The sequence below is a fragment of the Pseudomonas paralactis genome (assembly GCF_001439735.1).
Taxonomy (GTDB): domain Bacteria; phylum Pseudomonadota; class Gammaproteobacteria; order Pseudomonadales; family Pseudomonadaceae; genus Aquipseudomonas; species Aquipseudomonas paralactis.
In genome coordinates this window covers 164,349-186,433 of the sequence record NZ_JYLN01000006.1, presented here as the reverse complement: position 1 = coordinate 186,433, position 22,085 = coordinate 164,349, and the positions used below count along the sequence as shown (strand labels likewise).

Below are 22,085 nucleotides of genomic sequence, written 5' to 3'. Positions count from 1 at the left end.
CGGGGGCGGCGCAGACTATTTGTGGTAAGGGTGCCCGGACAGGACTGTCCAGGCGCGATACAGCTGTTCACCGATCAGAATCCTTACCAACGGGTGCGGCAATGTCAGCGCCGACAGCGACCAGCGCTGATCGGCTCGCGCGCAGACTTCCGGCGCCAGCCCCTCGGGGCCACCGACCATGAAGTTGACCGTGCGCGAATCCAGGCGCCAGCGATCCAGTTCCACCGCCAATTGCTCGGTGCTCCAGGGCTTGCCGTGCACTTCGAGAGTGACGATGCGCTCGTTGGGGCCGACCTTGGCCAGCATGGCTTCGCCTTCCTGACGGATAAAGCGTGCCACATCGGCATTCTTGCCCCGGGTATTGAGCGGTATTTCCACCAGCTCAAGCGACAGCTCAGCGGGCAGACGCTTGGCATACTCGTGCCAGCCTTCTTCCACCCACTTGGGCATGCGTGAACCGACAGCGATCAGACGCAGGCGCACAGCCGTTCCTTATTCCTGGTCTTTGTTGAGCTTGTCGAAGTGCGCGTGGCCCACTTCCGGGCTGTGGTGCTTGCCATCGGCGGCGCGGCTCTGCTCGGCGCCTTTCCACAGACGTTCCAGGTCGTAGAACTGGCGAGCGTTCGAGGTCATCATGTGAACGATCACATCGTCCATGTCCAGCAGTACCCAGTCGCTGTCGCCCTTGCCTTCTTCACCCAAAGGTTTCACGCCCTGGGCTTTGACGGCTTCGCGAACCTTGTCCAGCATCGCGCCGATCTGGCGGTTGGAGGTACCGGTGGCGATGATCATGAAGTCGGTGATGCTTTGCTTGTCGCGTACGTCCAGCACCTGAATGTCCTGAGCCTTAACGTCTTCCAGAGCGGCCACGGCCACTTTCACCAGCTCTTCGCCAGCCAGTTCAGGGCCCACGTGGGCTTCAACCGGCAGCGGTGCGCTTTTGAAGGTGCCTTTGCGCTTAACTTTGCTTACGTCTTTGTTCGTCATATAAAACTCGTTTTGCTCGTATGTTCGGGCGCTTGCTGCACGGTTCGTGCGTTCAAGCGCGCCTTTTCAGTTCGACGCACGGTAAAGCCCGTGCGCATCGATGTAGGCCAGGACCGCGTCAGGCACCAGGAAACGTACCGACTTACCGCTGGCCAGCAGTTGACGGATCTGGGTGGCGGACACCGCAAGCGGGGTCTGCCAGACGAATGCAATATTCCCGTTCGGCCCGGTCAGGGCCAAGGGGTCACTTACCGACCGCGCGGCCAGCAGGTTGCGCAAGGCATCCGGCGGTTCGCTGTCGGCATCCGGGCGTTGCAAAACCAGGATGTGGCAATGCTGGAGGAGCTCCTCCCAGCGGTGCCAAGAGGGCAGGCCGCAAAATGCGTCCCAGCCCAAAAGCATAAATAACTGGTCATCTGCGGCCATCTCGGCGCGCATCAGTTCCAGGGTGTCGACAGTGTAGGACGGTTTATCGCGCTTGAGCTCGCGGTCGTCCACTTTCAACGGCTGTATGCCCTCTACGGCAACTTGCACCATTTCCAGGCGCTGCTGCGCTGATACCTGCGGCGTATCGCGATGCGGCGGCCGAAAATTGGGCAGCAGCCGCACCTCGTCCAGCGCCAGGGCGTCGGCGACTTCCAGGGCGCTGCGCAAATGGCCAATGTGCACGGGGTCGAAAGTACCGCCGAGCAGCCCGATGCGTTTAGCCATCAAGTGCGCACATGACCATCGCCGAACACCACGTATTTCTCGCTGGTCAGCCCTTCAAGGCCAACCGGGCCGCGAGCATGGAGCTTGTCGGTGGAGATACCGATCTCCGCTCCCAAACCATACTCGAAGCCGTCGGCAAAGCGTGTCGAAGCGTTGATCATCACTGAAGCGGAATCCACTTCATTGAGGAAACGCCGGGCATCGCTGAAATGCTCGGACACGATGGCGTCGGTGTGCTTGGAACCGTATTTGTTGATGTGTTCGATGGCCTGGTCCAGGTCGTCGACGATGCGAATCGACAGGATCGGCGCCGTGTATTCGGTGTACCAGTCTTGTTCAGTCGCTTCGATCACGTCGCTGCCGAGCAGCGCACGGGTACGCTCACAACCGCGCAACTCCACACCCTTGTCACGGTAGATGGCAGCCAGCGGCGGCAGCACGCGCTCGGCAATGCCGACGTGCACCAGCAGGGTTTCCATGGTGTTGCACGGCGCGTAGCGGTGAGTTTTGGCGTTGTCGGCAATGCGGATCGCCTTGTCGAGGTCGGCGGCGATGTCGATAAAAACGTGGCACACACCGTCCAGGTGCTTGATAACGGGCACCTTGGCATCGCGGCTGACCCGCTCAATCAGGCTCTTGCCACCACGAGGCACAATCACGTCGACGAATTCCGGCATGGTGATCAACGCCCCCACGGCGGCGCGGTCGGTGGTTTCCACCACTTGCACCACTTCGGCGGGCAACTCGGCCACGGCCAGGCCCTGCTGGATGCAGGCGGCGATAGCACGGTTGGAGTTGATCGCCTCGGAACCACCACGCAGGATAGTGGCGTTGCCCGACTTCAGGCACAGGCTCGCGGCGTCGATGGTCACGTTCGGACGCGATTCATAGATGATGCCGATCACGCCCAGGGGCACGCGCATCTTGCCCACCTGGATACCGGACGGCAGGTAGCGCATATCGCGGATTTCACCGATGGGGTCAGGCAGCTTGGCCACCTGACGCAGGCCCTCGATCATGTCGTCGATACGTGCCGGGGTGAGTGCCAGGCGATCCAGCAAGGCCGGTTCCAGGCCATTGGCGCGACCGTTGGCCAAATCCAGTTCATTGGCAGCGGTCAACTCGGAGCGCGAAGCATCCAGAGCATCGGCAGCCGCCAGCAGCGCACGGTTCTTCTGCGCAGTGCTCGCACGGGCGATCAACCGCGAGGCCTGACGGGCAGCGCGACCCAGGCGGGTCATGTAGTCAAGAACGGACTCAGTCATGGTCAGGGAGTCTTGGCAAAGAGGAAAGCGGCAGATTATAGCTGTGACGCCGCTCGACTGACAGCGGTGAGGGGCGGATGGTCGAAATGAACTGTAAAAACCCGGGGTTCAGCGGTAATTAAGGTGAGAGTTGTTATTATTCCGTCACATTTAGCCGTAATAACCCTGAACGCCATGCCCGGTCTTACTGCCCAACTCCCCGCAAGCGCCCTGCCCGACGGCTTCTTCGACCGCGATGCACAGCTGCTTGCGCAAGAACTGCTCGGAAAAGTCATTCGCCATCGTGTCGGTGATCTTTGGCTTTCAGCGCGCATTATTGAAACCGAAGCCTATTACGTGGCCGAAAAAGGCAGCCATGCGTCCCTGGGTTACACAGAAAAGCGTAAGGCTTTGTTTCTGGATGGCGGCCATATCTATATGTACTACGCCCGTGGCGGCGATTCGCTGAACTTCAGCGCCCATGGCCCGGGGAATGCCGTGCTGATCAAGTCGGCCTATCCCTGGGTCGATGACATTTCCGGCGCGGCGAGCCTGGCGCAGATGCTGTTGAACAACCCCAACCCCGATGGCAGCCCACGCCCCTCGCAAAAACTGTGTGCGGGCCAGACGCTGCTGTGCAAGGCACTGGGACTGAAAGTGCCGATGTGGGACGCCAAGCGCTTCGATCAGGAACTGCTGTATGTCGAAGACGTGGGCCAGGTGCCCACGCAGATTATCCAGACCACGCGCCTGGGCATCCCCAGCGGACGCGATGAGCACTTGATGTACCGCTTCGTCGATGCTGGCTATGCGCCGTACTGCACGCGGAACCCGCTACGCCGCGGGCAGGTCGAAGGCCGGGATTATTTTTTGATCTAACGGGCGACACATCCCATGTGGGAGCTGGCTTGCCTGCGATTTAGCGGTGGGCCAGGCAACTTCCATGCTGGCCATGCCGCAGCCATCGCAGGCAAGCCAGCTCCCACAGTGGAAATTCACCGTCTCATTATGGAGTGGATTGTATGGGCCAATGGCTCGATAGCATCACCGGCTGGTTGACCCTCAACCCACAATGGCTGGCAGCCGCGGTGTTTATCGTCGCGTGCGTGGAGTGCCTGGCGATTGCCGGGCTGATCGTGCCGGGCACCGTATTGCTGTTTGCGATTGCCGCGCTGGCCGGCAGCGGCGCGCTGTCGTTGAGCGAAACCCTGCTGCTGGGCTTGCTTGGCGGCCTGTTGGGCGACGGGGTTTCCTACTACCTGGGGCGACACTTCCATCAAAACATTCGGCGCCTGCCGGGCCTGCGCCATCATCCGGAATGGATGGATGGCGCAGAAACCTACTTCCACAAGTACGGCATCGCCAGCCTGCTGGTCGGGCGCTTCATCGGGCCATTGCGCCCCATGCTGCCGATGGTCGCCGGTATGTGCGACATGCCGTTCCCGCGCTTTGCGATCGTCAGCGTGATCGCCGCCGCAGGCTGGTCGGTGGCGTATCTGTTGCCTGGTTGGGCAGCCGGGGCCGCGTTCCGCCTGCCCTTGCCTGAAGGTTTCTGGCCGCAAGCGGCAATTGTCGCGGCGTGCCTGGCGGCGCTGTTGGGGTTGAGCTTGAACAGCAGCCTGCGCGCCCATCGTCGCGCAACGTTGTGGATCGGTTGTGCCAGCCTGACCCTGCTGATCGCGCTGTTTATCGGCTACCCGCATCTCAATGAGTTCGACCAGGGCCTGAGCGCCCTGGTACAGGAGCATCGCAGCCCATGGCTGGACGAGGTGATGGTGCGTATCACGCAACTGGGCGAGTTCAAGAAAATGTTCTTCGCCAGCGCCGTGTTCACCGGCCTGCTGTTCGTGGCACGTCAATGGCGTCACGCGCTGTTTGTGGGGGCAACCCTGGCAGGCGCGGCAGTGATCAACACCGGCACCAAGTTGTTCTTCGCCCGCGGCCGCCCGGAAATCCTCACAGACCCGCTGACCAGCTTCAGCATGCCCAGCGGCCATGCCTCCGGTGCCTTTGCCTTCTTCCTGGCGCTCGCGGTATTGGCCGGTCGCGGCCAACCCACAAGGCTGCGCCTGACCTGGATGCTGCTGGGCTGCATACCCGCCGCATTTATTGCCCTGTCGCGGGTATACCTGGGCGCTCACTGGCCCAGCGACATCCTCGCAGGCACGCTACTGGCCATGACGGTATGCGCGTTCAGCCTGACCGCGATCCAGTACCGCAGCCCATTACCGGCAATGACGCAAAAAGCCTGGTGGCTGGTATTGCCGGCGGTGGTGGCGGTACTCGGCCTCATCGCCTTCACCGGCACCTCCCACGCCTTGCTCAGGTACGCCTACTGACCCTTGGCCGGGCCAATCCAGTCCACTGAAGCAGAGCGACGCTCAACGCAACGTTCGCGTCGCTCCAACAGCATCTCGTCGGCAATGTCGGCAGCGCGCTCGGCGATGAATTCCGCGCCCCGGGTGGCGTCCTGCTGGAGTAATTGCGTGGTCACGCTGACAAAATACGCGTCCCAGGCGACTTGTTCCGATGGTGTCAGACGAATCATGGTCTTCCCGATCATTATGGTGTGACCGGAAAATATTGCAGGCGCCGCGCCTGAAATGACGAAGCAAAATCTGAAAGTGGCTACAGATAATTCCCTCTCTCAGGTGAACAACTCACCCTGCAACTCATCCAGCAACATCTGAATGGCATCCAGCCGCTGCTGGGGATCATCAATTTGCAACAAGTCGACCTTATCGGCGTCAGTGAACGGCAGCAGATATGCCAGTTGGTTGCCGAGGGACTGCTGGCCTTCGGCATGGGCGTTCATTTCCAGCGAAGCTACCATGGGGTGCTCGGCCAGAGCCTCCAGCAACGCGAGCAAGTCGGCATCCTCTTCTTCCAGAGACCGGTCTGGCATCTCCTCCAGCCATTGCACCTCGGCCACCAGCAATTGATCTTTCTGCACCGTCACGTCCAGTACGCGGAAACGGCGGCCACCCTCGACACGAATCCCCAGCAGGCCGTTGTCCTGCTGCTTGAAGTCGCGAATAAACGCTTCGCAGCCGATCAGCGCATAGCCGTCCGGGGCCGTGCCCACTTCCTGACCATTGAAGATGCACACCACGCCGAAGCTTTCGCCCTTTTTCATACAGCGGCTGATCATGTCCAGGTAGCGCGCCTCGAATATCTGCAGGTCGAGGGTGCAGCCAGGGAACAGCACAGTGTTGAGTGGGAACAGCGCCAGACTCATAACGGTTTCCTTAAAACCCGGGTTAAACAATTACCGACACAGCCAACGGCAGAAACACCGCCGTCGCCACGCCCATCAGGCTCATGGCCAGCGCCGCAAAGGCGCCGCACTCTTCGCTTTCCTGCAGGGCCACCGAGGTGCCAACCGCGTGGGCCGTCATGCCCAGCGCCATACCGCGCGCTTCAGGGCTGTGCACGCCCAGGCGCGACAGAAACGCCGGGCCGATCATCGCGCCGACCACCCCGGTGATCAATACAAACACTGCCGCCAATGCCGCCACGCCACCGATCTGTTCGGCGACCAACATGGCAATCGGCGACGTCACCGACTTGGGTGCCATGGTCATCAACACCCGGTGCTCGGCACCAAACCACCACCCCAACAGCACGCACAAACCGGTAGCCAACACCCCGCCTATCACCAGCGTAGTAAAAATCGGCCAGAACAATTGGCGAATCCGGCGCAGGTTGAGGTAAAGCGGGACCGCCAGGGCCACCGTCGCAGGCCCCAGCAGAATGCCCATGATCTGGGTGCTCTCGCGGTATTCGGCGTAACTCAGGCCGCAGGTGAGCAGCACGCCGATCACCAGTAACATCGACACCAGCACCGGTTGCAGGAAGATCCAGCGGGTTTTCTCGTACCCCGCCAGCACCAACTGATAGGCGCCCAGGGTGATGCCGATGCCGAACAACGGATGATGAATGACCGCCGTCCAGGCGCCGTGCCAGTCAAGCATCATTGGTCCTTCTCCTTGCGCCTGACCATCTGCTGCATCAGCACACCGACAAAGCCCATGGCGATCACCAGCGACAACACCAGCGCCCCGACGATGGCCCAGAAGTCCGCGACAATGTCCTTGGCGTAGACCATCACTCCCACCGCCGGGGGCACCAACAGCAACGGCAGATAACGCAACAGGCTGCCGGCCGCCAGGCTCAGCGGTTCGCCGACTTCACCGCGCCAGACCAGAAAACCCAGCATCAGCAGCAGGCCGATGATCGGCCCCGGCAGTACCGGCAACAGCAAATGATTGATCGCCGTGCCGATCAATTGAAACAGCACCAGCCAGGTCAGGCCACGTAACAGCATCCCGCTCTCTCCCCTCAAAGCTTGTGCGCATTATAAGCATGACCGCCCTATGCTCCGGCATTCGCCAAAAGCATGTTGGGTTGACCGGGCCATTTGCCCATGATGATCTACATTGGTTCTCTGTATGCCATAAAAAGCCCCTTCTCAACGGGGGGATAAAAATGATGAACCCAGGAGAGACGCAATGCCCTATGTACCCGTAGCGCAGCTCAAAGATTATGTCGGCAAGGAACTGGGACGTTCCGAATGGCTCACCATCGACCAGGCGCGCATCAACCTGTTCGCAGAGGCGACCGGCGATCATCAGTTCATCCACGTCGACCCGGTCAAGGCCGCGCAAACCCCGTTCGGCAGTACCATCGCTCACGGCTTTTTGTCGCTGTCCCTGATGCCCAAGCTGATGGAAGACATCCTGATCATGCCCGAAGGCTTGAAAATGGCCGTCAACTACGGCCTGGACAGCGTGCGCTTTATCCAGCCGGTGAAAGTCGACTCCAAAGTGCGCCTGAACGTCACGCTCACCGACGTCACCGAGAAAAAACCGGGCCAATGGCTGTTCAAGGCCACCGCCACCCTGGAAATCGAAGGCCAGGAGAAACCTGCCTACATTGCCGAGTCGCTGTCACTCTGCTTCGTATAACCACCACAAACGGGCCTGACACGGTAACTGTGGCGAGGGAGCTTGCTCCCGCTGGACTGCGCAGCAGTCCTATCTTTTGGGGGCGCTTCGCGCCCCAGCGGGAGCAAGCTCCCTCGCCACAGGTCGCCCTCTTAACTGGCCGGCAGTAGTTCAAGCCCGCTCCTACAGGTGGTAGATCCTGCGCATAGACCACTAGGTTCGGCACCCCGGCTACGGCATACTCGGCGCTCAATTATCCGGATCCCGCTATGCGCCCACTCGCTCCCCTTGCCCTTGCCCTGTTGCTCACCGCTTGCGGAGACGGCGAATCGCTGTTGCCGCCCGATGCGCGCCTGCCCGATGGCGGCCGCTACCGAGGCGATGTGGTCAACGGTTTGCTGCAAGGCCAGGGCCGCGTGGACTACCCCAACGGCAGTTGGTACGCCGGCCAGTTCGATAAAGGCCAGTGGCACGGCCAGGGCGAATGGCATGGCAGCAATGGCGAAGTCTATAAAGGCCAGTTCCAGCAGGGCCTGTTTGATGGCCAGGGCAGCCTGACCACTGCAGGCAGCAGCTATGTCGGCAGCTTCAAGAACGGTCGACGCAATGGCGAAGGCACCCTCAAAGAGGGGCAGATGACCTATCGCGGCGAGTTCAAGGATGACCAGTACGCGGGCCTCGGTCGCCTGGAATTAGCCGATGGCAGCCAATACCAGGGCCAATTTGCCCATGGCAAGCCCAACGGCGAAGGCCAGCGCAATGACGACAGCGGCAATCAGTTCAGCGGCCACTTTGTCGACGGCCAACTGGAAGGCAATGGCACCTTCAACAGCGCCGAGGGCGATATCTATGTCGGCCAATTCAAGCAGAACCAACTCAACGGCAAAGGCCGCTATGAAAACGCCGACGGCGACGTTTGGATCGGTCAGTTCAAGGAAGGCGCACTCAGCGGCAAAGGCGAATTGATTGGCGCCGATGGCAGCCACTACGTCGGTCAATTCACTGACTGGCGCTTTACCGGTGAGGGGCGCCTGAACCTCACCGATGGCAGCTTCTATATCGGGGGCTTCGACAGTGATAACTATCAGGGGCGTGGCACCCTGGTGCTCACCGACGGCACCGTGCAGGCCGGCACCTGGGTCAATGGCCTGCGCGTGCGCGATGCCGATGGCAAGTTGTTGCCTGACCCACTGGAAACCGGCCTGTTGGCCCAAGGCCGCTTGTTGGACGAAGCCCTCGCCGCTGTTCCGCCCTCGACACCTGCCGTCGAGCTTTACACCTTGGCGTTGGCCGGCGACGGCAAACAAAGCGTGTTCCTGCGCGAAGCCGATTACGTCAGCAACCTGCTCACCACCCGCTTCGGCGCACGTGGACAGGTCCGCCTGGTCAACCATCGTGACCATGTCGCCGACCGTCCGCTGGCCACCCGTGAAAGCCTGCGGCGTTCCGTACAAACCCTGGCCGAGCGTACCGGCTCCGAAGACCTGGTGTTCATCTACCTGACCAGCCACGGCACCCACGAACACGAACTGGTGCTCGACCAGCCGCGCATGGAACTGGCCGACCTGCCCGCCGATGAGCTGGCCGCCGTGCTGGCCCCCTTGAAAAACCGCGACAAGATCATCGTGATTTCCGCGTGCTACTCCGGCGGTTTCATTCCAGCCCTCAAAGATGAGCGCACGCTGATCATGACTGCCTCCCGTGCGGATCGCGTATCCTTCGGTTGTTCAGAGGAAGCAGACTTTACCTACTTTGGCGATGCCCTTTTCGCACAAGCTTTCAACCAGACGGACGATTTGCAAAACGCGTTCAAACTGGCACAACGGCATGTGGCCGAACGCGAACAGGCGGACAACTTCGAAGCCTCCGAACCGCAGATCTGGGCGCCCAAAGGCGTGATCGCCCATTGGCAATTATTACGTAAACAGCAGGCACGAAAGGCGCTCGAAAGCGTCTCAATGAATAGCAAGGAAGCCAAAGGCAACTAAGCTGTAACGTGTAACGAGGGGGAAACACCATGTACCTGACACCGCAGCATATCTTGCTGGCCGGGGCCTCTGGCCTCACCGGCGAACACCTGCTCGACCGCCTGCTCAACGAACCCACCGTGACCCGTGTACTGGCGCCGAGCCGCAAGCCACTGGCTGAACACCCACGCCTGGAAAACCCGGTGGGCGACCCGGCGGTGTTCCTGCCGCAACTGAGCGGCCGAGTGGATATTGCCTTCTGCTGCCTGGGTACCACGATCAAGAAAGCCGGTTCGGAATCGGCGTTCCGTGCGGTCGATCTGGACATGGTGGTGGCCTTCGCCAAGCGTGCGCGGGAACTGGGTGCGCGCCATTTGATCGTGATCAGTGCGATCGGCGCCGACCCGAAATCCTCGGTGTTCTATAACCGGGTCAAGGGCGAAATGGAGCAGGCGCTGAAAGCCCAGGACTGGCCGCAACTGACCATCGTGCGGCCTTCCTTGCTGCTGGGGGAGCGGCTGGAACCGCGTCTGGCCGAGCAGTTGGCCGGGCCGCTGTCACGGCTGATTCCCGGTAAGTACCACGGTATTGAAGTCTGCGAACTGGCCCGCGCCATGTGGCGCCTGGCGCTGGAAGAACAGGATGGCGTGCGGGTGGTGGAATCGGACGAGTTGCGCAAGCTCGGTAAGTAATGCTGCAGGGCTTGTACTGGCCTCATCGCAGGCAAGCCAGCTCCCACACTTGAAATGCATTCCCCAGTAAGAATGATCTGCAGCCCTCCTATCTGGAATGCGATCCCCTGTGGGAGCCGGGCTTGCCCGCGATGGGGCCGGCCCAGGCAGCCACTAACTTACAGCCCGCCCGTGGCGTTGAAGCCCACACCCAGCACCGTCAACACCGACAGTGGCAACAATAAGGTATCGAGCAACGCGCTGGCGGGCAGGTCGAGATGGGGAGAGCTCGGGGCCTCGGCGCCAAAGCGGTCCTTGGCACAGCAGCCACCATTGATCGCGTACAAATCCAGGCGTGTGCCGGCATACACCACCGGCGCGCCCGGTTGCGCGGCATCCAGCGTGCGCGCCGTGGCGCAGCCCGTCAGGTGCAACGCCAGTAACACCAGCAGCACTTTATTCATCAATGCTCAAATGGTGCTCGCCCCAACGCGGCAGCATGTCCTGGGGAATGTTCAACAGGTTGAGAATGCGCGCCACCACAAAATCCACCAGGTCATCGATGGTCTGCGGCTGGTGATAGAAACCCGGCGACGCAGGCAAAATGGTCACGCCCATGTTCGACAACTTCAGCATGTGCTCCAGGTGAATGCTCGAATACGGCGCTTCGCGCGGCACCAGGATCAGCTGGCGGCGCTCCTTCAAGGTCACATCCGCCGCCCGTTCGATCAGGTTGTTGCAGGCGCCCGTGGCAATCGCCGACAGGGTGCCGGTGGAGCATGGCACCACCACCATCGCCGCCGGCGCACCGGAGCCCGAAGCCACGGGTGACATCCAGTCTTCTTTGCCATAGACCTTGATCTGCCCCGCCGCCGCACCGGTGTATTCGGTGAGGAACGCTTGCATCATCTGCACCTTGGCCGGCAACTGCACGTCCGTCTCGGTCGCCAACACCAACTGTGCGGCCTTGGAGATCAGGAAATGCACCTCACGGTCTTCACGCACCAGGCAATCCAGCAGCCGCAATCCATAGGGCGCACCGGATGCGCCAGTCATTGCCAGGGTGATACGTTCCGGGCCGCTCATTTCAGCGCCTCGGCCAGCTTGCCGTGCAAGCCGCCGAAGCCGCCGTTGCTCATCACCACCACATGGGTGCCGGGCTTGGCCAAGTGCTTCACATGCTCAATGATGCCTTCCAGCGAATCACACACAGTCGAAGGCACGGTGCACAACGCAGCAATCCCCGGCAGGTCCCAGCCAAGGTTGGCAGGCGCATACCAAACCACCTGGTCGGCGTCGTTGACGCTTTCCGGCAGGCCATCGCGGTGCGCCCCCAGCTTCATGGAGTTGGAGCGCGGTTCGACGATCGCAATGATTTGGGCATCACCCACGCGCTTGCGCAGGCCATCAAGCGTAGTGGCAATGGCTGTTGGATGGTGGGCAAAGTCGTCGTAAATGGTAATCCCGTTCACGTCGGCGACTTTTTCCATGCGCCGCTTAACGCTTTTGAACGCACTCAAGGCAGCGATACCCATGGCCGGCACCACACCGACATGTCGGGCAGCCGCCAGGGTTACCAGCGCGTTAGCCACATTGTGCTGGCCGGTCATATCCCACTCCACGATGCCTTGGGCCTGGCCATCGAACAGCACTTCAAATCGGGAGCCATCTTCGCTGAGCAACTTGACCTGCCATTGCCCGCCCACACCGGTGGTCTGCACCGGTGTCCAGCAGCCCATGTCGATCACGCGCTGCAAAGCCGGCTCGGTGGTCGGGTGGATGACCAGACCTTCACTCGGGATGGTACGCACCAAGTGGTGGAACTGCCGCTCAATCGCCGGAAGGTCCGGGAAGATGTCCGCATGATCGAACTCAAGATTGTTCAGGATCGCGGTGCGCGGGCGGTAGTGGACAAACTTGGAACGCTTGTCGAAAAAGGCGCTGTCGTATTCATCGGCCTCGATCACAAAAAACGGCGTTTCGCCCAGGCGCGCCGACACCGAGAAATTCTGCGGCACACCGCCGATCAGGAAGCCCGGGCTCATGCCCGCGTGTTCCAGTACCCAGGCGAGCATACTGCTGGTGGTGGTCTTGCCGTGAGTGCCGGCCACCGCCAATACCCAACGACCTTGCAACACGTGATCAGCCAGCCACTGAGGGCCAGAGACGTAAGGCAAACCTTTATTGAGCACGTACTCGACCGCTGGGTTGCCGCGGGACATGGCGTTGCCGATCACGACCAGATCCGGCACCGGGTCGAATTGCGAGGGGTCGTAACCTTGGGTCAGCTCGATACCTTGCGCCTGCAGCTGCGTGCTCATGGGCGGATAGACGTTGGCATCGGAGCCCGTAACGTGATGGCCCAGCTCTTTGGCCAGAACCGCCATCGAACCCATGAACGTGCCGCAGATACCCAGAATATGAATGTGCATAGTTGACCTCGTAAACATCGAGGCAGGTTAGCGTAGGGTGGGAAAGTTCGCACGCTTTAGCTGAAGGCGAAACGCCCGCCGGTAGGATCCGGCGGGCAAAGGAATTGCTTTATTAAATTGCGGACCCGGCATCTTTGGCTTTAGCACCATCCAAAAGAATGATTTTCTCGGCAGCCTGCTCCAGCGCGTGATAACGGTGCTCAATCGACCCCAGGCGGCCACCTTTTACAGGGGGCGCTTCGGATTGTGCGTAAGGTTTGAAAATAATGCCGCGGTTCTCTGCCACTTGCTTCATGTGCGGCTCGGACAGGCTCAGGCGCCGCTCAAGATGACTTAATCGAGCCCCGCGTTCCTTGGGCACGGCCTCTTCCATGGCGCGCCTTTCTTCGTCGCTTGCCGACGGCAGCGTGGCCATGACATCGGCAAACTGGAGCACCAGGCGTTCAACTCGATCAAGACGGGGCGTGGCCGACGTCTGTGGCGCAGCCGTGTCAGTGGTGGGCGACGATTCGGGCTTTGCAGCACCCGGCAGGTGCGCAGGGGGCAAGGCCGCCGGCACGTATTGCCCCTTGATTGCCTCGCCAGCAGCCACCGACCCGGCATAAGCGCCCACATTGATGGGCGCACTGACCACTCCGTTGACGCCTGCGGTGATGAAGGCATCCTTGACCACCTTGCCTGTCGATGGCGAGGTGGAAATAACGCCTGCCTTGACCAGCTTGTCGGCATCCATCAGCCGCTGGGTGACGTCCGCCACGCTGACTGTCGGAGGGTCCAACGGTTTTACCGTGACAGGCTTATCCGCCGGGGACGACTGAGGACTTTTGGTCGCCAATGCTTTGAACCTATCCACCAGCGATTGGTTTGAGCTACCGACGGACGTGCCGGGGACAGCACTGTCCGCAGGTAACGAAGGTTTCCCTGCGCCCATTGCAGCCTGAAACCTGGTCGCCGTGGGATTGAACGCGGCAGGCGTCCCCCTGCCAGGAGGCGCCGTAGGGATGGGTGGGGCGAGCCGAGCACCCGACACATTTGTAAATGTCGGTAGCGAGAGCCGCCGTCCAAAGGCAATACCTCGTTTGTTCCGTACCAGCGGCTGTTGCCCGGCAGTTTCTTGCGGTGGCGAGGTATTTTCGTGCTGAGCATACGCATCTACAACGGTTGACGGTTGCGGTTGATCCATCGACGCAGCGGCCGGTTGATCAAGGAGTGATGGCACATAAGTACTTGTTGGATTTGTAATATTCATGTGTTGTGACTCGATAAGTTTTAAGCGACTGTTTTTATAAGGACAGAGCACTACGCCCTTATTTCATCAGTGCAAAAAACAACTCGTTGCGTTCCGGGACGATGTCCACAATTGCCCCAACAAAACGCCGTAGCGCGTGTGAGACAAACAACACAGCAAAGAACGACTTATGGCAGGGCACCTCGTGCAATCCCATGTTTACGCAACTTGCGATAGAGCGTATTGCGACTAACCCCCAGTTGTTCAGCCACGCGGCTCATGTGCCAACACTGTTGTGCCAGCGCCTCCAATAAAGCCTGGCGTTCAGCACTTTCAAGGGGCAAGGCGCGGGGCTCGTCCACGCCGCACCCCTGCGCCATGGCCTGGCGAATGGGCATGGGTAACGCCTCCATCCCTACCCGCCCGTCCTCACACAGCGCCACCAGGGTTCGCAGCACCGTGCGTAACTGCCGCACGTTGCCCGGCCATGAAAAGGCCAACAATGCCTGACGCGCCTCATCATCAAGCACCACCACGTCCTTGCCTGCCTCCTGAGCCAACAGAAAATCCAACAGCTGCGACTTGTCGCTGCGCTCGCGCAAGGCCGGCAGCGCGACTTCCAAGCCGTTCAGGCGGTAATACAAGTCTTCACGAAAACTGCCGCTCTGCACGCACTCAAGCAGATTACGGTGCGTGGCACTGATCACGCGCACATTCAAGGCTTGGGGCTCACCGCCGATAGGGACGACCAGCCGGTCTTCCAACACCCTTAACAAGCGGGTTTGCAAAGCCAGCGGCATGTCGCCGATTTCATCGAGAAACAGCGTACCGCCCTCCGCCTGTTGCAACTTGCCGCGCATACCCTCTTTAAGGGCACCGGTAAAACTGCCACCGCGATAACCAAACAGTTCGCTTTCAATCAGGTTTTCTGGAATGGCGGCGCAGTTCAGTGCCACAAAAGGCTTATCAGCCCGCTGACTGGCCTGGTGCACGGCCTTGGCGAAAGCCTCTTTGCCCGAGCCGGTTTGACCATTGATCAGCAGGGGCACGTCGCGCTCGAATACGCGCACCGCCTTGCGCATCTCGTTTTGCAGCGCCGGGTCGTCCAGGCAGATGTCGCACGGACGTGGCGCTACAGGTTTGGGCGCCGGGGTCGAGGGAGTGCGCGCCTGGCCACGCAGCGCCGCGAACAGACGTCGGCCATCGCGGGTCAGCAATGGCCAACTGGCGGTGGCATTGGCGCTGGCACGCCCGAGCAACTGGTCCAGGGAGCAGTCGAAAAACGCGTCCACCGATTGCCCCATCAAACTGCCGCGAAGCTGCCCAAGCAGATTCAGGGCGCTTTGGTTGACCGCACAAATGCGCCCTTCGCCATCGAACGCCAACAGCCCTTCGCTGAACAAACCCACCGACTCCGCTTGCAGATGAAAGCGCAGCAACCAGTGGTGCTCGAAATGACGCAGGAAGTAGCAGCTCTCGATCATCTTCGCCGACAGGTTCACCAGCGCCATCGTATGGAATTGGCTCTGACGCGACACGGCTTCGCGGGCCGACGACACGTCCAGCACCGCCAGCAGCTCACCCTGCGGATCGAACACCGGGCTGGCCGAACAGGTCAGCCCGGTATGGCGACCGCGAAAATGCTCGTCACGGTGAATAGTCAGGGATTGACGCTCCACCAGGCAGGTGCCGATGCCGTTGGTGCCTTCGCAGGCTTCACTCCAGTCGGCGCCCAGCCACAGCCCGGCGCGTTCGAAAATCTTGCGCTCGGACGGCGCGGTGACACAGTTGAGAATCACCCCGCGAGCATCGGTAAGCAGCACCGCGTGACCGGCCCCCGAGAGTTGCTGGTGCAGGCTGTTCATTTCGTTGCCGGCAATGTGCAGCACCTGGCGCAGGCGTTCGCGGCTTTCCAGCAGGCGACCATGCTCAAGCACCGTGGGCGCAATGGTAAGCGCAGGATCGAGGTGGTAGTCCTCAACGCAACGCAGCCAGGAACGGGCGATGGAAGGGTCGCTGCCCGGCCCCTGGAGCGGCTCTTGCCCCCGGGTGACGGTGAGCACCTGTTGCGCATGGCGACTGAAATGATCGTTGTGCATGTTCTTATTATTCTCCCTGCGTGAGAACGCCCAGCATCCACCAGCCATCCGGCCATTGCAATCCCGGTCCGACCCACCGGTCACAGGCTGTACCGTTTATGGCACAAACTGTCACCCCACCTGTATCTCCCCTGTCACAGTCATGCCTTGTAAACAAAACCAAACCCTTGATTTACCGGGCCCGCACACAGTGGCCCGACCTTTGCTCTACGCTTTATAACGCGCTCGCAGCGCTGTACTCCGATAAACATAAAAGCAGGAGATGCCCACCATGCGTTACGCACACCCCGGTACCGAAGGCGCCATCGTTTCGTTCAAGGCCAAATACGGCAACTACATCGGCGGCGAATTCGTTGCGCCGGTCGATGGCAACTACTTCTCCAACACCTCGCCGGTCAACGGCAAACCGATCGCCGACTTCCCGCGCTCCACTGCCAAAGACATCGACAAAGCACTGGACGCCGCCCACGCAGCCGCAGACGCCTGGGGCAAAACCAGCGCCCAGGACCGTTCGCTGGTACTGCTGAAAATCGCCGACCGTATCGAGCAGAACCTCGAACTGCTGGCCATCACCGAAACCTGGGACAACGGCAAGGCCGTGCGTGAAACCCTCAACGCCGATATCCCGCTGGCCGCCGACCATTTCCGCTACTTCGCAGGCTGCATCCGCGCCCAGGAAGGCAGCAGCGCCGAAATCAACGAACTCACGGCCGCCTATCACTTCCACGAACCGCTGGGTGTGGTCGGCCAGATCATCCCGTGGAACTTCCCGCTGCTGATGGCCGCCTGGAAACTCGCCCCGGCCCTGGCCGCCGGTAACTGCGTGGTGCTCAAGCCCGCCGAGCAAACCCCACTGGGCATCAGCGTGCTGATGGAACTGATCGGCGACCTGCTGCCGCCAGGCGTGCTGAACGTGGTGCACGGTTTCGGCAAGGAAGCCGGCGAAGCCCTGGCGACCAGCAAGCGCATCGCCAAGATCGCCTTTACCGGTTCCACCCCGGTGGGCTCGCACATCATGCATGCGGCGGCCGAGAACATCATTCCGTCCACGGTTGAACTGGGCGGCAAGTCGCCGAACATCTTCTTCGCCGACATCATGAAAGCCGAACCTGCATTTATCGAAAAAGCCGCCGAAGGCCTGGTGCTGGCGTTCTTCAACCAGGGCGAAGTGTGCACCTGCCCATCCCGTGCACTGGTGGAAGAGTCGATCTACGACGACTTCATGAAAGTGGTGATGAAAAAGGTCGAGTCGATCAAGCGTGGCGACCCGCTGGACACCGACACCATGGTCGGCGCCCAGGCGTCCGAGCAGCAGTTCGACAAGATCCTGTCTTACCTGGAAATTGCCAAGGGCGAAGGCGCGCAACTGCTGACCGGCGGCAAGGTTGAAAAGCTCACCGGCGATCTGGCCACCGGCTATTACATCCAGCCGACCCTGCTCAAGGGCACCAACGACATGCGTGTGTTCCAGGAAGAAATCTTCGGCCCGGTGGTGAGCATCACCACCTTCAAGGACGAAGCCGAAGCCCTGGCGATTGCCAACGACACCGAGTTCGGCCTGGGGGCCGGCCTGTGGACCCGCGACATCAACCGCGCCTACCGCATGGGCCGGGCGATCAAGGCTGGCCGCGTGTGGACCAACTGCTACCACCTGTACCCGGCGCATGCCGCGTTTGGCGGTTACAAGAAGTCCGGCGTAGGGCGCGAAACCCACAAGATGATGTTGGATCACTACCAGCAGACCAAGAACTTGCTGGTGAGCTACGACATTAATCCGTTGGGCTTTTTCTAACTTAGCCTTGTAGCAAGCAACCCGCTCCCAACTTGAAATGCAATCAAGTGTGGGAGCTGGCTTGCCTGCGATAACGGTGTATCAGCCAAATAACGGGTAGCTGACAGGCTGCTATCGCAGGCAAGCCAGCTCCCACATTTGATATCACAAGCAATTGCTACCTCGTTCGGCACAAAGACGCCGAGTCAAAAACAATAAGAATGGAAGGTACTTCCCATGCCTAGCGAACCCACTGGTTCTTCTGTCGACTTTGAAAAAGTCGGCACCGATTACTTTCAACAACGCGAATTGAAAAAAGGCGCCGCCGGCTGGGTGTTGCTGGTTGGCCTTGGCGTCGCCTACGTGATCTCCGGCGACTATGCCGGCTGGAACTTCGGCCTGGCCCAGGGTGGCTGGGGCGGCATGTTCCTCGCCACCTTGCTGATGGCCACCATGTACCTGTGCATGTGCTTTTCCCTGGCCGAGTTGTCGTCCATGATCCCCACCGCTGGCGGTGGCTACGGTTTTGCCCGCAGCGCCTTTGGCCCCTGGGGCGGCTTCCTCACCGGCACCGCGATCCTGATCGAATACGCCATCGCCCCCGCTGCCATTGCGGTGTTTATCGGTGCTTATTGCGAGTCGCTGTTCGGCATTGGCGGCTGGATGATTTACCTGGCGTTCTACATCATCTTTATCGGCATCCACATCTTTGGTGTCGGCGAAGCTCTGAAGCTGATGTTCGTGATCACCGCCGTCGCCGCAATCGCCCTGGGCGTGTTCCTGGTGTCGATGGTGCCGCACTTCAACATTGCCAACCTGCTGGATATTCCGGTGACCGAAGCCAAGGGCGCCAGCAGCTTCCTGCCGTTCGGCTACGTCGGTGTGTGGGCGGCAATCCCCTATGCAATCTGGTTTTTCCTCGCGGTCGAAGGCGTGCCCCTGGCCGCTGAAGAAACCAAGAACCCCAAGCGCGACCTGCCCCGCGGGCTGATCGGTGCGATTGTGGTGCTGACCAGTTTTGCCCTGTTGATCCTGGTGATCGCGCCGGGCGGTGCGGGCACGTATGCGCTGATCAAATCCGGTAACCCCTTGGTGGAAGCCCTGGCGCTGTCTTACGGCGGCTCGACCTGGATGGGCAGCTTCGTCAACCTGGTCGGCCTGGCTGGCTTGATCGCAAGCTTTTTCTCGATTATCTACGCCTATTCGCGGCAGATCTTTGCTTTGTCCCGCGCCGGCTACCTGCCGCGCAAATTGTCCGAGACCAACAAGAGCAAGGCGCCGGTACTGGCGTTGGTCATCCCCGGCATCATCGGTTTTGGCCTGTCGCTGACCGGCCAGGGTGATCTGTTGATTCTGGTGGCGGTGTTTGGCGCGACGATTTCCTACGTGCTGATGATGGCCGCGCACATCACCCTGCGCATCCGTCGCCCTAAAATGGAGCGCCCATACCGCACGCCGGGTGGCATTTTTACCTCGGGCGTGGCGCTGATACTGGCCTGCGTGGCCGTGGTGGCAGGCTTTTTGGTCGACCCGCGGGTGGTGATTGGCGCGGCGGTCATCTATGGAGTATTAATTGCTTACTTTGCTTTCTACAGCCGGCATCACTTGGTAGCAGGCACGCCGGAAGAAGAATTCGCGGCGATCCAGGCCGCAGAGGCCGCCCTGCACTAAGTGCCGTAAACCTCGACGCGGGCGCCTGCTCGCGTCGCCAAGGAGACACTGTATGGCAAGTTTTTCCCACGCGGTGGGTGCACACACCTACCGCTTCGACAGCCTCAAGGATCTGATGGCCAAAGCCAGCCCGGCGCGCTCCGGCGACTTCCTGGCTGGCGTCGCGGCGCAGAATGACGGCGAACGGGTCGCCGCCCAAATGGCGCTGGCCAATACACCGCTCAAGCACTTCCTCGAAGAAGTGCTGATTCCCTATGAAAGCGACGAAGTCACCCGGCTGATCATCGACACCCACGACAAACAGGCCTTTGCCACGGTGAGCCACCTCACCGTCGGTGGCCTGCGCGACTGGCTGCTCAGTGATGCGGCGGATGAACAATCCCTACGCGCACTGGCGCCGGGGCTGACACCGGAAATGGCGGCGGCCGTGTCCAAGATCATGCGCGTGCAGGACCTGGTGCTGGTGGCGCAAAAGATCCGCGTGGTCACCCAGTTTCGCGGCACCATGGGCTTGCGCGGGCGTTTGTCCACACGCTTGCAGCCCAACCACCCCACCGACGAACCGGCGGGCATTGCCGCGAGCATTCTCGACGGCCTGCTCTACGGCAACGGCGACGCCATGATCGGCATCAACCCGGCCACCGACAGCATCGCCTCGATCTGCGCCATGCTGGAGATGCTCGATGCGATCATCCAGCGCTACGAAATCCCGACCCAGGCCTGCGTGCTCACCCACGTCACCACCTCTATCGAGGCGATCAACCGTGGCGTGCCGCTGGACCTGGTGTTCCAGTCGATCGCCGGCACCGAGGCCGCCAACGCCAGTTTCGGCATCAACCTGAACGTGCTGCAGGAAGGTTACGACGCCGGGTTGAGCCTCAATCGCGGCACCCTGGGCCAGAACCTGATGTACTTCGAAACTGGCCAGGGCAGTGCCCTGTCGGCCAATGCGCACTTTGGCGTCGACCAGCAAACCTGTGAAACCCGTGCCTACGCCGTGGCTCGGCACTTCAAGCCGTTCCTGGTCAATACCGTGGTCGGTTTTATCGGCCCGGAGTACCTGTACAACGGCAAGCAGATCATCCGCGCGGGCCTGGAAGACCACTTCTGCGGCAAGCTGCTCGGCGTGCCCATGGGCTGTGATATCTGCTACACCAACCACGCCGAAGCCGATCAGGACGACATGGACACCCTGCTGACCCTGCTCGGCGTGGCCGGCATCAATTTCATCATGGGTATCCCCGGCTCCGACGACATCATGCTCAACTACCAGACCACCTCGTTCCACGACGCCTTGTACGCCCGGCAAACATTGGGTTTAAAACCGGCGCCGGAGTTTGAACAGTGGCTGGCGAAAATGGGCATCTTCACGCAGGCAGACGGCAAGGTGCATTTTGGCAACAGCCTGCCACCGGCGTTTCGCCACGCTCTGGCGCAATTGGGATGAAGGAGCCGACCGTGCAACCAGAATTGCCTGACAACCCGTGGCTGGAACTGCGCCGCCTGACCCCGGCGCGCATTGCCCTGGGCCGCACCGGCACCAGTATTCCAACCAGCGCCCAGCTGGACTTTCAGTTTGCCCACGCCCAGGCGCGGGATGCGGTGCACCTGCCCTTCGACCATGCCGGGCTCAGCAGCCAATTGGCCGAACGTGGCCGAGACAGCCTGTTGCTGCGCAGCGCCGCCACAGACCGGCATATGTACCTGCAACGCCCGGACCTTGGGCGACGCTTGAGCGATGAGTCGGCCCAAACCCTGCGCGACTACGCGTTGGCGCATCCGGGCGGCGTGGATTTGGCCATCGTGGTGGCCGATGGCCTTTCGGCGCTGGCAGTGCATAAACACACGGCGCCGTTTCTGACGCGCCTGGAAGAACAAACCCACGCCGAAGGCTGGTCCTTGTCACCGGTCATACTGGTGGAGCAAGGCCGCGTGGCGGTGGCCGATGAAATCGGGCAATTGCTCGGCGCCAAAATGGTGGTGATCCTGATCGGTGAACGGCCGGGGCTCAGCTCGCCGGACAGCCTGGGCCTGTATTTCACCTACAACCCCAAGGTCGGCCTCACCGATGCGTATCGCAACTGCATCTCCAATGTCCGGCTCGAAGGCTTGAGCTACGGCATGGCGGCCCATCGCCTGCTGTACTTGATGCGCGAGGCGTGTCGTCGGCAACTGTCGGGGGTCAACCTCAAGGATGAGGCACAGATTCAGACCCTTGAATCCGACGACCCGGACCTGATGAAGGGCAATTTCCTGCTCAGCCCACCGAGTGACCGATAGCGGCACGATTGCGCTTTTTTGCCGCATTAGGCAGCATCAAGTCACGGCCGCTCGCGTGGTCATACCCCATTTGGAAGT

At 60.9% G+C, this 22,085-nt stretch carries 22 protein-coding genes; 9 read left to right on the top strand and 13 right to left on the bottom strand.

The features are described from left to right. Positions 1-15: 15 nt before the first annotated feature. From rlmH to TX23_RS17045, 4 genes are all read right to left on the bottom strand, one after another. Positions 16-483: a 23S rRNA (pseudouridine(1915)-N(3))-methyltransferase RlmH gene (rlmH, locus tag TX23_RS17060; RefSeq protein WP_003176297.1), complete on the bottom strand. Its 468-nt coding sequence runs from the start codon at positions 481-483 to the stop codon at positions 16-18. A 9-nt stretch (positions 484-492) separates the two neighbouring features. Then, complete coding sequence (rsfS, locus tag TX23_RS17055; protein ID WP_003176298.1) at positions 493-987, bottom strand: ribosome silencing factor; 495 nt, start codon at positions 985-987, stop codon at positions 493-495. A 66-nt stretch (positions 988-1,053) separates the two neighbouring features. Next, complete coding sequence (gene nadD, locus TX23_RS17050) at positions 1,054-1,698, bottom strand: nicotinate-nucleotide adenylyltransferase (protein ID WP_057703206.1); 645 nt, start codon at positions 1,696-1,698, stop codon at positions 1,054-1,056. Then, positions 1,698-2,963, bottom strand: coding sequence for a glutamate-5-semialdehyde dehydrogenase (locus TX23_RS17045; RefSeq protein WP_057703205.1), 1,266 nt, complete (start codon positions 2,961-2,963; stop codon positions 1,698-1,700). The genes nadD and TX23_RS17045 overlap by 1 nt, the downstream gene beginning before the upstream one ends. A gap of 174 nt (positions 2,964-3,137) precedes the next feature. Here TX23_RS17045 and TX23_RS17040 point away from each other — a divergent pair, with 174 nt between their 5' ends. Both TX23_RS17040 and TX23_RS17035 read left to right on the top strand, forming a co-directional pair. Continuing rightward, the gene (locus TX23_RS17040) at positions 3,138-3,821 is read left to right on the top strand and encodes a DNA-3-methyladenine glycosylase (RefSeq protein ID WP_057703204.1); all 684 of its coding nucleotides are present in this window, start codon (positions 3,138-3,140) and stop codon (positions 3,819-3,821) included. Positions 3,822-3,964: 143 nt separating this feature from the next. After that, entirely contained in the window at positions 3,965-5,281 is a 1,317-nt protein-coding gene (locus TX23_RS17035) for a bifunctional DedA family/phosphatase PAP2 family protein (RefSeq protein ID WP_057703203.1), read from the top strand. Here TX23_RS17035 and TX23_RS17030 read toward each other — a convergent pair. The 4 genes from TX23_RS17030 to TX23_RS17015 form a co-directional block, all read right to left on the bottom strand. After that, positions 5,275-5,490 (bottom strand): hypothetical protein, encoded by a 216-nt coding sequence (locus tag TX23_RS17030; RefSeq protein ID WP_057703347.1) that lies wholly within the window; start codon positions 5,488-5,490, stop codon positions 5,275-5,277. The two genes, TX23_RS17035 and TX23_RS17030, sit on opposite strands and share 7 nt — an antisense overlap. A gap of 99 nt (positions 5,491-5,589) precedes the next feature. Then, complete coding sequence (locus tag TX23_RS17025) at positions 5,590-6,180, bottom strand: LON peptidase substrate-binding domain-containing protein (RefSeq protein ID WP_057703202.1); 591 nt, start codon at positions 6,178-6,180, stop codon at positions 5,590-5,592. A 22-nt stretch (positions 6,181-6,202) separates the two neighbouring features. Further along, on the bottom strand, positions 6,203-6,919 hold the full coding sequence (locus tag TX23_RS17020; protein WP_057703201.1) for an LrgB family protein: 717 nt from the start codon (positions 6,917-6,919) through the stop codon (positions 6,203-6,205). After that, a complete protein-coding gene (locus TX23_RS17015; RefSeq protein ID WP_005791782.1) occupies positions 6,916-7,269 on the bottom strand; it encodes a CidA/LrgA family protein in 354 nt (117 codons plus the stop codon). The genes TX23_RS17020 and TX23_RS17015 overlap by 4 nt, the downstream gene beginning before the upstream one ends. A 184-nt stretch (positions 7,270-7,453) precedes the next feature. Between TX23_RS17015 and TX23_RS17010 the strand changes: the two genes are divergently transcribed. The 3 genes from TX23_RS17010 to TX23_RS17000 all read left to right on the top strand — a co-directional run bounded on the left by TX23_RS17010 (position 7,454) and on the right by TX23_RS17000 (position 10,547). Beyond that, positions 7,454-7,909, top strand: a complete 456-nt coding sequence (locus TX23_RS17010; RefSeq protein ID WP_005791783.1) for a MaoC family dehydratase — start codon at positions 7,454-7,456, stop codon at positions 7,907-7,909. Positions 7,910-8,157: 248 nt separating this feature from the next. Next, entirely contained in the window at positions 8,158-9,876 is a 1,719-nt protein-coding gene (locus tag TX23_RS17005) for a C13 family peptidase (RefSeq protein WP_057703200.1), read from the top strand. A gap of 29 nt (positions 9,877-9,905) precedes the next feature. Beyond that, the gene (locus tag TX23_RS17000) at positions 9,906-10,547 is read left to right on the top strand and encodes an oxidoreductase (RefSeq protein ID WP_057703199.1); all 642 of its coding nucleotides are present in this window, start codon (positions 9,906-9,908) and stop codon (positions 10,545-10,547) included. A gap of 158 nt (positions 10,548-10,705) precedes the next feature. Here TX23_RS17000 and TX23_RS16995 read toward each other — a convergent pair whose 3' ends face one another. The 5 genes from TX23_RS16995 to TX23_RS16975 all read right to left on the bottom strand — a co-directional run bounded on the left by TX23_RS16995 (position 10,706) and on the right by TX23_RS16975 (position 16,285). Next, positions 10,706-10,990 carry a YceK/YidQ family lipoprotein gene (locus TX23_RS16995; protein ID WP_057703198.1) on the bottom strand — a complete coding sequence of 95 codons (285 nt, stop codon included), beginning with the start codon at positions 10,988-10,990 and terminating at the stop codon, positions 10,706-10,708. Beyond that, complete coding sequence (gene ubiX, locus TX23_RS16990; RefSeq protein WP_057703197.1) at positions 10,983-11,612, bottom strand: flavin prenyltransferase UbiX; 630 nt, start codon at positions 11,610-11,612, stop codon at positions 10,983-10,985. The genes TX23_RS16995 and ubiX overlap by 8 nt, the downstream gene beginning before the upstream one ends. Continuing rightward, on the bottom strand, positions 11,609-12,958 hold the full coding sequence (gene mpl, locus TX23_RS16985; RefSeq protein ID WP_057703196.1) for a UDP-N-acetylmuramate:L-alanyl-gamma-D-glutamyl-meso-diaminopimelate ligase: 1,350 nt from the start codon (positions 12,956-12,958) through the stop codon (positions 11,609-11,611). Before mpl ends, ubiX begins: the two co-directional genes overlap by 4 nt. Before the next feature lie 112 nt (positions 12,959-13,070). Then, positions 13,071-13,715, bottom strand: a complete 645-nt coding sequence (locus tag TX23_RS28485; RefSeq protein WP_244885963.1) for a hypothetical protein — start codon at positions 13,713-13,715, stop codon at positions 13,071-13,073. Positions 13,716-14,374: 659 nt separating this feature from the next. Continuing rightward, on the bottom strand, positions 14,375-16,285 hold the full coding sequence (locus tag TX23_RS16975) for a sigma-54-dependent Fis family transcriptional regulator (RefSeq protein ID WP_057703194.1): 1,911 nt from the start codon (positions 16,283-16,285) through the stop codon (positions 14,375-14,377). A 271-nt stretch (positions 16,286-16,556) separates the two neighbouring features. On the opposite strand from TX23_RS16975, the gene exaC reads away from it, so the two are divergent. From exaC to eutC, 4 genes are all read left to right on the top strand, one after another. Next, positions 16,557-18,077 (top strand): acetaldehyde dehydrogenase ExaC, encoded by a 1,521-nt coding sequence (gene exaC, locus TX23_RS16970; RefSeq protein ID WP_005791797.1) that lies wholly within the window; start codon positions 16,557-16,559, stop codon positions 18,075-18,077. A 216-nt stretch (positions 18,078-18,293) separates the two neighbouring features. Next, positions 18,294-19,727 carry an ethanolamine permease gene (gene eat / locus TX23_RS16965; RefSeq protein ID WP_057703193.1) on the top strand — a complete coding sequence of 478 codons (1,434 nt, stop codon included), beginning with the start codon at positions 18,294-18,296 and terminating at the stop codon, positions 19,725-19,727. A 52-nt stretch (positions 19,728-19,779) separates the two neighbouring features. Next, positions 19,780-21,174: an ethanolamine ammonia-lyase subunit EutB gene (locus TX23_RS16960; protein WP_057703192.1), complete on the top strand. Its 1,395-nt coding sequence runs from the start codon at positions 19,780-19,782 to the stop codon at positions 21,172-21,174. Then, positions 21,171-22,007: an ethanolamine ammonia-lyase subunit EutC gene (gene eutC, locus TX23_RS16955; protein WP_057703191.1), complete on the top strand. Its 837-nt coding sequence runs from the start codon at positions 21,171-21,173 to the stop codon at positions 22,005-22,007. Before TX23_RS16960 ends, eutC begins: the two co-directional genes overlap by 4 nt. The last annotated feature ends 78 nt before the right edge of the window (positions 22,008-22,085 follow it).